Source organism: Acinetobacter sp. 802_lipA (assembly GCF_058242885.1).
Genome location: NZ_JBZAYP010000001.1, coordinates 1,171,722 through 1,185,268 on the forward strand (window position 1 = coordinate 1,171,722; position 13,547 = coordinate 1,185,268).

Below are 13,547 nucleotides of genomic sequence, written 5' to 3' on the forward strand. Positions count from 1 at the left end.
TAGAGGATAAGAATAGAACGCTACAGCGCTATCAGCTACAACTTAGATGTACAGAAACATTGTTTGATCCGATCTGAACATACACTTAATCACGCTGCATCCAATGACAACTCGGAGTAAAACTTCCGTTGCCCCTCATACATCAAGCATTATTTTATCTTGTTTAAGCCTAATCTGAGGCCATTTTATAAACTTCATTCAAACTCTGGATATACGAAGCTATATTTCCCTGTTTTTATACGTTCTACTATAGCCAAAGGGGGCATAACCACACCTATTTCTGCTTTACGGTTTTCTCCCTCTAGGTTTCCAACATAAGTAAATTTATCATCATTAATGTGCCATACAAACCAATTGTGAGAAATTTTTATTGGTTCTTCCCCTACCATAACACCATAATCATCTGTGTCTCTGAATAATATTGTAGAAGTTCCACCCACATCAGATATGTTTCCAACTTTCTCCCAAAGATTCATTTTTATGCCAAATTTAGTGACGCAATGTGCATAAAAATCGACATCATCACTAACGATATCCAATAATGTAGGAGTTGCATGGATAGGGTATACTTTTTTAAATGCTCTGATCACATCACTATTTAATTGTGTTAAATCAAAAGCAATGAGCTGGAAATATTTTTTCACCTCATTATCCAACTTTACAGAAAAACATCACCAACCTTAGTAACGACTCTAACCATAATTATTTAATTCCAAATTGTTCCCAATGTTTTGAACTGAACAGCTTGGTATACGGACAACAGGACACTAAAACGAATAGATTCTAAAGAATGCATAAAAAGCCGATATCACTAGATAGAGGATTTTGCGAACACTGCTTATTTTTTATTAGACTCTCAACTGAATTACATCACCATAAAAGCGATCAGCCATCGGCACAAATTGTAGATATCGCTTAATTGAAATAAGTTGACGACGTATACTCAAACTCTTCTAAGCGCTTAACATCCATAGGCATACCCAACAAATAGCCTTGTAATTGCTGACAGCCTAAACGCGATAAAATTTCCATTTGCAAAGGACTTTCTACACCTTCTGCCGTCACGACTAAGCCTAAGCGAATCGCTAGATGAACAATACTTTCTAAGATCATTTCATCTTTTGAGCCAACAGTCAGCTCATGAATAAAACCGCGATCAATCTTCAACTCATCTACAGGTAGGTTTTTTAAATATAAAAAGCTAGAATGTCCTGTCCCAAAGTCATCAATCGCCAAACGAATCCCCATTTCACGTAAACGCTGTAAGGTACGAATGCTAGCTTCGATATGGTGCATGGCCGTACTTTCAGTGATTTCAATAATTAAATGATTTGGATTGACTTTGTATTTATCAAAAAGATGCTCAAGATTATTAAATAAATGCTTATGCTCAAACTGCACCGCCGATAAATTCACAGCAATTGGATACAGTTCAATTTTCTCTCGTTCCCAGATTTGCAGTTGTTTACATGCTTGCTCCAAAGCCCAATACCCCATTTGGATGATCAGTCCCGTTTTCTCCGCGCCTTTAATAAACATATTGGGGGTCAGCAAGCCTAAAGTCGGATGCTTCCAGCGAATCAACGCCTCGACTCCACAAATCCGTTGATCTTGGATGGTAAATTTAGGCTGGTAATACAAAACAAACTGTTGTTCTTCTACTGCTTTATATAAGTCATTGATCAGCTTAGTTTGGCTTTTCGCTTCTTGTTGGTCAAAGCTGTAGTTAAAAATAGAATAGGTATTTCGTCCCTGATATTTTGAGGTCAGCATCGCTGCATCGGCATTAATCAATAAATCTTGCAAATTACTACCATGTTCGGGATACATCGCAATACCAATACTCGCAGACACATTGATTTCTTTACCCGCAATCAAAAAGCTATCTTGAATCAACTCCAGCACGTGCTCCGCCATTTGGCACGCTTGCTCAGGAGTGGCCTGCTCCAGCACCATCAGAAACTCATCCCCACCAATTCTGAGAATTTTTTCATTTTTACTTAAGTGACGATGAATTCGTGTGGTCAGTTGAACCAATAATTGATCCCCAACATGATGCCCAAAGACATCATTTACGGCTTTAAAGCGGTCTAAATCGATATATAAAAAGGCAATGCTTTCATTGCGGAAGCGTTGATCTGTAAACAAAAAATGGGCGTATTCCGCCAAATACAATCGATTGGGCAGCTTGGTTAAATTGTCCTGTACAGCCTGATTTGCCAGCTCTTTATTGGCCAGAGAAAGTTGAATATTGCGCTCTTCTAAACGCTGCTCCAGCACCGCAACAACAAATGCTGCCACCAAAATCAAACAGGTAATAAAGATAACAACAAATAAAACGATGCTTTGACCTGCTTCAAGGGTCATGACCAGTTTGTCACTATTGGTTGGATAGAACGAGACTGCAAGCATACCAGTATAATGCATACTTACGATGGTCAAGGCCATCATCCCTGCAACATACCATTGGTACAACAGTTTTTTGCTGACCGCACTTTTATATTTAAAGATCAGCCAAAAGGTTAAACCCGAGCCACTGATGGCAAGTAAAATAGAGAAAACTGTCAGCAAGGGATCGTAAACACTCTGATAGCCCTCAATAATCAGACCCATCATGCCAGTATAATGCATGCCCGAAATACCAAGCCCCATCAATACCGACCCCAAAACCAATCTTAAAAAAGGTAAGGTCTGACGCGTGGTCAACCAAATTGAAAAAACAGATGCAATAAAAGCAATAAAAAAAGAAAGAATTGTCAGTGCAGGGTCAAAATAACTATGCGTCGGCAAATCACAAGCCAACATGCCCACAAAATGCATGGCCCAAATGGCACAGCCTAAGAAAAAACTACTGAGTAAAATGAGCGCTGTTTGAAATTTTTTACGCCAAGCACGAAATAATAAGCGTTCGGTCGACACTGCAAAAAAACACGCCAACAATGCCACAACAATTGAACCTAATACCAAACTAAAATCGTAATGCACATGCATCATATAAAATGTCCGTATTAATTTCTCTAGGACTTACGCATTGACGGATTCAAAAAAGTATTAAAATACTTTATAAAGTATCTGTGATCAGACGAATTAAACATGCTTCTACAGCAACTTGTACATTACCCATTTATATGGGCTTTCTCATGACAGAACCGAACTCTATTAGCTGCACACAACTTGCCGAGACTTATAACATCTCGCATGATAGTGTAAATCGCTTTCTAGAACGTGAAGACTACACACCTCACGACCTATATCAAGAAGCAATTCAACATATTGATAATAATAAACTTATAGTCAGTATTGATGATACTGTTTTAGATAAACCCTATAGTCAACATATGGACTTGGTTAGCTATTTTTGGTCAGGCAAACACCACCGATCCGTCAAGGGTATTAATCTCATTACCTTGTATGCGACAGATCAGAATGGTCAAAATATTCCAATTAATTTCCGAATTTATGACAAATCTGAAAGTAAAACCAAGAATGATTACTTTATGGATATGTTAAGTGAAGTACTCAGTTGGGGTGCAAAGATTCAATTTATTACAGGTGATAGTTGGTATTCATCGACTGGAAATCTAAAAACCATAAGAAAATATGGTATTCGATTTATGTTTGGTATCGACTGTAACCGTAAGGTTTCCCCAGAAAAAGGACAATGGTTTCAACTGCGTTTATTGCCAAATTTCCATCAGGGTCAAGTGGTCTGGCTCAAAGATTTTGGCTTTGTACAATTATTTAAGACTCAGTTAAAAGAACAGCAGAGGTTTTATATTGTGCATCAAGATGAAGATGATTTATTGTCCTTTGAGGGTTTTCATGAATTACATTCAAGTCATTGGAAAATAGAGCAATATCACCGGGTGATTAAACAGGTTTGTCATATTGAAAAGTTTCAAGTAAGACGATCTAAACTGATTTTGAATCATATTTTTTCAGCCTTGATGGCCTACGTCGAGATACAAAAGAACCAGTTTGAGCGGATCTTTGAAAATGTATATCGTTGGCAGAAGAAATTATTTAGACCAGTTATCAAAAACTTCATTGATGACTTTATTCTCGATAAAAATCATCTGCTACCACAGAGAATCTATAAATAATAGTGCGTAAGTCCTATTCTCTTTTTCTTCATTTATATCCTTTTTATCAAAGGCGAAAAGCATTACTACCCGATTAAGAATCTTATACAAACAGGTTCAGGTCAAGAAAAAATCACAGAGATATCATTAGAATTTATAGATTTATTTTACCTAGCAGATTGCTTTGGCAGCCTGCCAATCCCACATTTGTGTTTTGAATCACAATTTAAATAAAAAGCCAGTCGAAACTGGCTTTTTAATACATTGCGTCAGAGATTAAACTATTTTGCAGTGCCTTTTTGCAACTTGGCATAATCTAACAAGACATTTGCAGATTCAGTCACAAATGCTTCCTCTTCAGGCAATGCAGGACGTTGATTCGCTTTCATTTTAGCGCGTGCTTCAACCAAAGCTTCCATAGAAGCTTGATAGCTTTCCCAGTTTGCATAAGGCTTTTGTCCTGCAATCTGACGGCGCTTGTTTTCCGAGTCTAAAGTCTGTTTTTCCAGTGCCAACAATTCAGCTTTACGTTGATCAATATCTAAAACCACACGTTTTTGATCTTCGGTCTTTTTCGAGATGTCTTTACGCTGTTCAAGATAGTTAAACTGCGGGTCGACTTTAACGCGTGCTTGCGACAGCTCACCTAAACGTTTTACATACGGTGTGATACTGCCTTCACGTTTAAACGGCGCAGTTGGAATCGTATCCCATTCAAGCGCATTTTTCGCTTTACGCTCACCAAACTCTTCATTGTAAATATCTACCAGCTTCACGTCTGGAATCACGCCTTTGTTCTGCGTACTGCCACCCGTTACACGGTAAAACTTACGTTGCGTTAGTGTCGCTTGACCATGCGCCAAGTTGTCGAGCTGAACTTGTGCGGTTCCTTTACCTGTGGTGGTGCTACCAATCACAATGCCACGTTCATAGTCTTGAATCGCAGCAGAATAAATTTCGCTTGCAGATGCAGATGCTAAATTCACCATCACTGCCAATGGACCCGCATAGGTTTGCGCACCATTGTCATCGTCTTCGAAAACGCTCACATTGCCATTACCATCTCGAATTTGCACCACAGGACCTGACTTAATCACCTGTCCAAGCATGCGAGCCACTTCTTCAAGCGAACCCCCTGGGTTATTACGTAAGTCGATAATAATCCCTGAGACATTCTTGGCCGCTAAAGTTTTCAGCGCATTGTTGGTATCTTCAGATACAGAGCGATATTCTGTGCCCGCACGACGTGCACGATAGTTCAAATAGAAAGACGGAATTTCAATCAAACCAAAGGTGTATTGTTGTCCATCACGCGTTACATTCACGGTACGTGAACGTACCCCAGCATCTTCTTCTTGAATGACGTCACGGGTAATGGTCACATTACGTGCTTGGCTCATCGGCGCACCTGAACCGAGTAACCGTATGGTGACTTTGGTACCACGTTTACCACGGATTAAACCCACAATTTCATTGCTCGGCCAACCGATGACATCCACCATTTTTTCGCCATCTTGTGCCACACCAATGATGCGGTCACCCGACTTCACCTGTCCTGACTTGCTCGCTGGACCACCTTCCACAATGGTTTCGATTTTGGTGTAGTCTTCATTGCCCCGTTCAGGTCGAATCGACACCCCAATCCCTTCAAGCTGCAAAGTCGTCTGGCGGTTCAATTCCATTGCATCGACAGGTGGGAAATAGTTACTGTGCGGATCATAGGTAAGCGTCATCGCATTGAGTGTTTTGTCTAACACATCATCACTTTTCACCCGTGAAATACGTTCTAACTGGCGCATATAACGCTTGGTTAAGGTTTGTACTGGGGTTAAATCTTCCGAGCTAGTGAGATCTTGTCCATTGGCCAATTCTGGGTTGGCTTTAAGCGCTTTTTGCTTCGCCAACTCTTCTTCTTTGCTAATGGTCAAATTAATCAGCTGCGAAACCAACATTTTGTTCCAATGCTGACGCTGCGCCGCTTCATTGGCAAAATACGGTGCCTTTTCACGATCCGTTTCGATATAAACATTGGCTTGTTTTAAGTTCTGCGGCTTTTTCAGCTCATCCAGCATATAGGTATAAAACTGGGTCAAACGATCTCGATACTGTGCATGAATCGCATACGGTCCACTTAAGTCCCCTGCTTTTAAAGCCGCACCTAAGTTTGAGCCATATTTACGCTTATAACTCTCTACTTCAGAGGCAAGAAACAGCGAATGGTCTGGATCTAAACTGTCCAGATAGAAATCGAGAATACGCGCCGATGTTTTCGCATCTAAACGTTGATTGAGATAATGTTGACGGTCAACCAAGGTCGCCAGTTGACGAGACACCAAAGCCTGCTCCTGCGACGGAACAATAGCTTGTTTGGTTACAGCGGTAGTTTCAGTCGCTGCAATGGCTTCATTAATGGCATGAGTGAAAAAGAATCCACCCGTTGCAATTGCAACCGCACAAGCAATGGTTTGAAGTTTCATAAATAATTCTTAGTTCCTTGGTTTTTGACCAAAATTACAATGTCATTTTTCGACATGAATTGAGAATATTCAAAATCTTAAACAACTTAATCTGTTTATGTCGTGTAGTTTTATCATAATCTGTGCTGACAAAATGTAGCAAATCATTGCAAAATTCGGGTATTGTTTTCGACGACCTGTTTCGCTCTCATTTCAGAGCCAAAACAGTCACTGACCAAAAAATCAAATACGGACACCCAATATGATTGGCGCATTGATGCTCGACATCGCAGGCACAGAACTTACTCAAGAAGATATTGCACTATTACAAGCACCGCAAGTCGGTGGCATGATTTTATTTGGACGAAATATTGAATCTCCTGCACAAGTTCGCGCCCTCACCGACCATATGCGCCGAATTCGTCCTGATATTTTGATTGCTGTCGATCAAGAAGGCGGACGCGTTCAACGCTTAAAACAGGGCTTTAGCCTACTTCCAGCAATGGGTAAGTTTGGCGAGCTATTCTTAAGCGAACCTGAAAAAGCCTTAAGCTTGGCAGAACAATCTGGCTGGTTGATGGCAACAGAAGTTCTTGCCGTCGGTATCGACTTTAGCTTTGCCCCTGTACTCGACCTCAATGACATCAGTGATGTGATTGGTGACCGTGGCTTTGCCAAAAATATTCAAGACATCGTACCGCTGGCCAGTGCATTCCTAAAAGGGATGAAAGCCGCAGGCATGGCATCAACAGGCAAACATTTCCCCGGTCATGGTTCAGTCAAAGCAGACTCACATGTCGCAGCAGCCATCGACTCACGCACGTATGATGAAATTTATGCCAAAGATATGCAAACCTTTATCAAACTGATGCCGCAGTTAGACGCACTCATGCCTGCCCATGTAATTTATGACCAAGTCGATCCAAACCCAGCAGGTTTTTCGCCGTATTGGATTCAAACCGTGCTACGTCAGCAACTGGGCTTTGATGGTGTCTTATTCTCAGATGATTTAAGCATGCAGGCCGCATGTGTTGCAGGTGGTGCAGATTCCCGCATTCAAGCCGCACTCCATGCAGGCTGTGACATGGGACTGGTGTGTAATGACCGAGCATCCGCATGTGTAGCCTTGGAGGGAATCAACCAACTGGCGCTGCCAAACCAAGCTCGCTTAGAACGCATGCGTGGTCAGATTCCAAATATCAGCGTTCAATCGACACTGCATTTAGGTGAAGATTGGGCCAAAGTACGCGACCAAGTGGAACTGTTTAGATTAAGTTAAGCACTTCATCTTTGACCATTTCAACCGCGATATTTCGGACAAAGGGACATCACAAGATGTCCTTTTTTCATTATGATAAACTCAAAATAAATCAACAGGCTTGCTCTGCATTGCCCAAACAACAACGCTAAAACAACAAAATATCAGGTACGGATACCATGACAGATGCTTTATCGGCTCATCGCCACATCTCTTTTACTGCACACTATACAGGCTATATTTGGTATAGCATGGGCATCTCACATCCTGTATTTGCCACCCGCAAAGGGAAGTTACTGGCCAAACTGGTGCATCCACTCGAAAGCTGGGCTGAGAAATATGTCGGTGGCAGTATGCGCACGACCTTAAAACAGCGTCATCAAATGATTGATGATCACCTCAGCACACTAATCCAGCAGCATCCAAACTTACAAGTTTTAGAAATTGCCAGTGGCCTGTCCCCACGCGGCTGGAGCTTTCGCCAACAGTATCCTGAGATTGACTATCGTGAACTCGACTTACCAGACATGGCACAAATGAAAACTCAGGCCTTAAAACAGATCGATCAGACCAGTCCAACGGTTCTCTCCGCCGACTTATTTAGCGCAGATTTTGCCCGTGCCTTTGAGGTGTTTGACCCAAACCGCCCTTTGGTGGTGGTGAGTGAAGGTCTGATCAACTACTTTAGCAAAAACATGCTCGCTCAACTGTTACAAGGCATTGTCCAATACGGACAGCAGTTTGATCAGTTATATTATCTGACTGACCTCTACCCTGAACCTGTGAAAAATAAGCTGGCTAATTTTATCTGGAGCAGTAGCAAGCTTTTAAAATGGATGTCTCGTAGCGCCTTTGGCTTTCACTTTGTCAGTCCGCCTGAAGCGGCTCAGTTTTTCAAACAAGTAGGCTTCCACACTGTTACCGTTCACCAACCCACTTTAGCTTTCAATAGCACTCAGTCTGACACTTCAAACTTAGATCAGCAGGATCACTTAGGCGACTTGGTCTGGTTGATACATAGCCAATGGCAAAAGCCCAATCAACCCGAGCAATAAACTTAGTCCCCATAAAAAAACAGCGATGACACGCTGTTTTTTATTTTTGACTTTCACTTAACTCACGGCTTCGAGCAACGTCTGTTCTTGTTTCTGACGCCCCACAAAGCGAAGCAGTCGCTCCGCGAGTTCAAAACTGCCATGTTTAAATAAGGCACGAAGGTGCGGTCCATCTTCGGCAAAAATTAAACATTCAATCTGAAACTCGCCTTCGTCATCGCTCAAGTGCAAAGCTAAATCACGCGGATATTTAGCCGCCACAGCAGCCAAGTCTGACTCAAAACGTAAAAGCACCCCAAAGTAGTTCAAATCCATCACTTCTGTCGCAATCACCAAATCCGAATGGCGATAGCTTAAAAAGGTTTCAGGGTGTTGAATCTGAACCCGCTCTTCACCACGGCGCTCCATTTCCAACATTTGTGCTCGACTAAAGGGGATAATCCCGTCTAAGTGTTGAATGGACTCGTCCTTCAGAAACGTCGCAAACAAATGCATGGTTTCTTTACGGCGTTGTAGCTGTGGCACATGGTCTGCATTGGCAATTTGCGCATATTCCATGTCAGGACATTGCAATGCAAAATTGGCATTTTCATGTGGCAAAGTAAAACTGTCATATTGGCCACAGGCCACCAAGACTTTACACTGTGGAATCGGCACATCGGTGAGGCGAAGCAAACGATTGCAGTTGATTTCATAGCGCTCTTGTTCTGTTGCGGTAAACTCCGCCATCTGTCTGAAGAACAAACGCTTGGCTGTGGGTGACATTCTGGTTTTATCCATTTTGGCATGATTGACCAAATACAAAATCACTGCCTGACCAAACTCATCCATGCGTTGTTCACGCATTAAATGTAACGATTCCTCCAGCAACATCCGCCAGCTTTTACGGGTCTTTTGCATAACGCCCATTAAAATCATACGGTCAATCAGCTCTGGTCGTTGATCGGCCAGACAAGATGCCACCACTGAGCCCAGTGACATGCCCATCACTGAAACTTTGTCTAATCCTTCAATGTCGAACCAAACACCGAGCATTTTCGCGAGATCACCCAGTTCTAATGTTCCTGCAGACAAGCCCGTATCGATATTACGAATTTGTTGATTGGCACCCATTGAAGGCAGATCAATCAGGACAATCGGACCGGCATCGAGCAGTTGCTCAACACAGTATTTGTAGGAATTAAAGTTTTGAAACGCCCCACCAATAATCACGATAGGAGTGCGATGGAATGACTCTGGCCGAGCAATCGCCATGTATTCGACTTTCCAGCCCTCAATCCATGTGGTTCGTGCAGGTTCTTTAAAGCTGTTACGATGGTAAACATCAAAAAAACCTAAGCGTAAATTAGCGTCATACAGCTCGGCATCCCTTTGAATCATAGAATTCATGTTCCTTCCCTCTACTCTTGCCTATACTTTTTGTTTTGCAAGAAATGCACGATCACGCCTGTCAACGATAACAGGGTGTTCAGTGTTGTAATAATTATGCAAGGACTTCATGTCCTAAAATTCATTCTATACAGAGCACTGTTTTACACGCAACAGATTGTGTAACCGCTCATCATGTTTTAGATAAAAAACAATTTCAAAATATGTATAAGTCCGCCTATACGCTGGATTTTTCATGTAGAGACTATGCGGTCGAGTGTTAGGCTGTTACTATCTTCTGTGAAATTTCTAAGTGATCAAACCGCTATGCAAGAGTCGATTGAACAATATATGCAAACGGTAGGACAGCAAGCACGTCAAGCTTCTCGTATTTTGGCGCGTGCCTCTACCGAAACTAAAAACAATGCGTTGTCAGCTATTTATACTGCTTTAGTCAACAGTGAGCCCACTATTTTAGCGGCGAACCAAGCAGATATGAACAAAGCACACGGCAACAACTTAGACAGTGCTTTACTTGATCGCTTAGAACTGTCTCCCGCACGCTTTAAAGGCATGTTGCAAGGCTTAAAAGATGTGATTGGCCTCAAAGATCCTGTTGGTGAAATCACCGATATGGCCTATCGTCCGTCAGGAATCCAGCTCGGTAAGATGCGCGTTCCTTTAGGCGTAGTTGGCATGATTTATGAGTCTCGCCCAAATGTGACCTTAGAAGCCGCCTCTTTAGCACTGAAGTCTGGTAATGCCATTATTTTACGTGGTGGTTCTGAAGCGCTCGAATCCAATAAAGCCATTGCTGAAGCCATCCAACGCGGTTTAAAACTGGCGGGTTTACCTGAACATGCGGTTCAAGTCATTAACACCGCAGACCGCACAGCCGTGGGGCAACTGATTACACTCACTGAATTTGTCGATGTGATTGTTCCACGTGGAGGCAAAGGCCTGATTGAACGTATCAGCAATGAAGCCCGTGTCCCTGTGATTAAACACTTGGATGGGAACTGTCACGTTTATGTTGAAGCGCAAGCTGACCTACAAAAAGCCCTACCGATTGCGCTCAATGCAAAAACTCACCGTTACGGCGTATGTAATGCCATGGAAACTTTGCTGGTCGATGAAAAAGTCGCAGATGAGTTTTTACCGCGTGTCGCTGAGCTCTACACTGAAAAACAAGTGGAGTTGCGCGGCTGTGCTGAAACTCAGCGCATTTTAGGTGCGGCAGTCAAAACGGCGACCGAAGAAGACTGGTACACCGAATACCTCGGTCCAATTTTAGCGGTAAAAGTGGTATCTGGTATGGAAGAAGCGATTGAGCATATCAATAAATATGGCTCACACCATACCGATTCAATCATTACAGAAAACTACTCTCTAGCTCGTGAGTTCTTGGCCGCTGTGGATTCGAGTTCTGTCATGATCAATGCCTCGACCCGTTTTGCCGATGGCTTTGAATATGGCTTAGGTGCAGAAATTGGCATCTCAACTGATAAAATTCATGCCCGTGGCCCAGTCGGCTTAGAAGGCCTGACTTCACAAAAATGGATTGTGTTTGGTGATGGTCAAATTCGCCAATAACTCATCCGACACATTTTAAATATCTATGTTCAGCTCTTTCCAAAGGGCTGAACATTTTTTATATCTAAACATTCTCTGCCTCTGCGAATCCTTAAAATCTAGAGGAAATCATGCTTTTTTTGATGGTCACGTTGATTGTGCATGTGATTATGTCTGGATCTAAAACGACATATCAAAAATAAACAGGAAAGCCACAATATATTCAGCTCTTTTCAGCAGATAGCGTGTTATTTTTAAAGGGTTGAAGCTGATAAATAATTCAGCATCATTTCATGAATAAATGAAAATCATGAACCGATAAATTTTAATTATTATTCATGAGACGGTCGATAGTGCTTAAGTCTAATCACCTAAAGTCTATCTAGGACTAAAAATATACACATGATACAACATAAAAAATGATCAAGATTGCATAAGAACGTACTGCATGAAGATCAGTTCTAGGACGGATAATTCAATTAGAATCAGGTATTAAAACGTGTCTACATCAGTATTAGTAATTAACTGCGGATCTTCATCAATCAAATATGCGCTCGTTTCTGAACGTCGTGAAGATCGTATTTTCGGTTTAGCTGAGAACTTAGGTTCTGCTGACGCTCGTATCAAAGGTATTACAGCGGGTGGTCAACCCCTTGAATTGTCTATTCCACATGCCGATCATGAAAAAGCATTGGAAACCATCTTAGAACGCCTTTCACATTATAACCCTCAAGCCATTGGTCACCGCGTAGTACACGGCGGCACATTGACCAAAGCTGAGCTTTTAACAGAAGAAATTGTAGAACGCATTCGTGCAGCAACACCACTTGCACCATTACACAACCCTGCGCACTTGGTTGGGATTGACGCCACTATGCGTTTATTCCCAGAGCTACCACAAGTGGCGGTATTTGATACAGCATTCCACCAGACTATGCCTGCACATGCTTACCGCTATGCTGTGCCAAAGTTCTTATACACTGAACACAATGTCCGTCGCTATGGCTTCCATGGTACGAGCCATGCTTATGTGTCTGAACGCGGTTCAGAACTGGCAGGTAGCTTTAAACAAGGGGGCTGGTTAACTGCACACTTGGGCAATGGTAGCTCTACTTGTGCGATTTGGAATGGACAAAGTGTAGATACCTCAATGGGTTTAACTCCACTTGAAGGTGTCGTAATGGGCACACGCAGTGGTGATGTCGATCCAAGCTTACATAGTTTCCTTGCCAATAACCTAGGCTGGGACATTTATAAAATTGATAAAATGTTGAATAGCCAATCGGGCTTACTCGGCCTGTCTGATCTATCAAATGACATGCGTACTTTGATTGAAGCCTCTGAACAAGGCAATGAAGATGCGACTTTAGCTATTGAAGTGTTCTGCTACCGCCTCGCAAAATCATTGGCCGCACTGAGCTGTGGTCTACCACGTCTTGATGGCTTGTTCTTCACGGGTGGTATTGGTGAGAACTCGGCATATATTCGTGAAAAAACAGTCGCTTTCCTACCGCACTTTGGTTTTAACTTGAGTAAAGAAGCCAATGACAGTTTAAAACGTGGTACCGAAGGTCGTATTGATACAGGTACAGGCCCGCAAATTTGGGTTATACCGACCGATGAAGAAGGCCGTATTGCCAAAGAAACTGCATCCGTGGCCGATGAGGTGATTCAAACTGCTGCAAAAAAGTCTGAAGACAATGTAGCGATCGCTTAAGCGGTCGTTACATTCCCTCAAGTCTGTTTTAAATTATTG

At 42.3% G+C, this 13,547-nt stretch carries 8 protein-coding genes and 1 pseudogene; 5 read left to right on the top strand and 4 right to left on the bottom strand.

What is annotated here, in order from left to right:
* Positions 1 to 194: 194 nt before the first annotated feature.
* Together AC4CU3_RS05950 and AC4CU3_RS05955 are read right to left on the bottom strand one after the other, a co-directional pair.
* A pseudogene (locus AC4CU3_RS05950) lies at positions 195 to 700 on the bottom strand (hypothetical protein).
* 215 nt (positions 701 to 915) lie between these two features.
* On the bottom strand, positions 916 to 2,994 hold the full coding sequence (locus AC4CU3_RS05955) for a bifunctional diguanylate cyclase/phosphodiesterase (RefSeq protein ID WP_005400800.1): 2,079 nt from the start codon (positions 2,992 to 2,994) through the stop codon (positions 916 to 918).
* An 80-nt stretch (positions 2,995 to 3,074) separates the two neighbouring features.
* Here AC4CU3_RS05955 and AC4CU3_RS05960 point away from each other — a divergent pair, with 80 nt between their 5' ends.
* On the top strand, positions 3,075 to 4,103 hold the full coding sequence (locus AC4CU3_RS05960) for an IS701 family transposase (RefSeq protein WP_007116247.1): 1,029 nt from the start codon (positions 3,075 to 3,077) through the stop codon (positions 4,101 to 4,103).
* 260 nt (positions 4,104 to 4,363) lie between these two features.
* On the opposite strand, the gene AC4CU3_RS05965 is transcribed toward AC4CU3_RS05960, so the two are convergent.
* On the bottom strand, positions 4,364 to 6,559 hold the full coding sequence (locus AC4CU3_RS05965; RefSeq protein ID WP_005400801.1) for a carboxy terminal-processing peptidase: 2,196 nt from the start codon (positions 6,557 to 6,559) through the stop codon (positions 4,364 to 4,366).
* A 241-nt stretch (positions 6,560 to 6,800) separates the two neighbouring features.
* Between AC4CU3_RS05965 and nagZ the strand changes: the two genes are divergently transcribed.
* Both nagZ and AC4CU3_RS05975 read left to right on the top strand, forming a co-directional pair.
* A complete protein-coding gene (gene nagZ / locus AC4CU3_RS05970; protein WP_005400802.1) occupies positions 6,801 to 7,817 on the top strand; it encodes a beta-N-acetylhexosaminidase in 1,017 nt (338 codons plus the stop codon).
* A gap of 158 nt (positions 7,818 to 7,975) precedes the next feature.
* The gene (locus tag AC4CU3_RS05975; RefSeq protein WP_183173540.1) at positions 7,976 to 8,851 is read left to right on the top strand and encodes a class I SAM-dependent methyltransferase; all 876 of its coding nucleotides are present in this window, start codon (positions 7,976 to 7,978) and stop codon (positions 8,849 to 8,851) included.
* Positions 8,852 to 8,908: 57 nt separating this feature from the next.
* Here the strand turns inward: AC4CU3_RS05975 and AC4CU3_RS05980 are convergent, their stop codons facing one another.
* A complete protein-coding gene (locus AC4CU3_RS05980; protein ID WP_176537142.1) occupies positions 8,909 to 10,240 on the bottom strand; it encodes an alpha/beta fold hydrolase in 1,332 nt (443 codons plus the stop codon).
* Between the two features lie 306 nt (positions 10,241 to 10,546).
* Here AC4CU3_RS05980 and AC4CU3_RS05985 point away from each other — a divergent pair, with 306 nt between their 5' ends.
* Positions 10,547 to 11,812 carry a glutamate-5-semialdehyde dehydrogenase gene (locus AC4CU3_RS05985; RefSeq protein ID WP_005400805.1) on the top strand — a complete coding sequence of 422 codons (1,266 nt, stop codon included), beginning with the start codon at positions 10,547 to 10,549 and terminating at the stop codon, positions 11,810 to 11,812.
* Positions 11,813 to 12,290: 478 nt separating this feature from the next.
* Positions 12,291 to 13,508: an acetate/propionate family kinase gene (locus tag AC4CU3_RS05990; RefSeq protein ID WP_005400806.1), complete on the top strand. Its 1,218-nt coding sequence runs from the start codon at positions 12,291 to 12,293 to the stop codon at positions 13,506 to 13,508.
* The last annotated feature ends 39 nt before the right edge of the window (positions 13,509 to 13,547 follow it).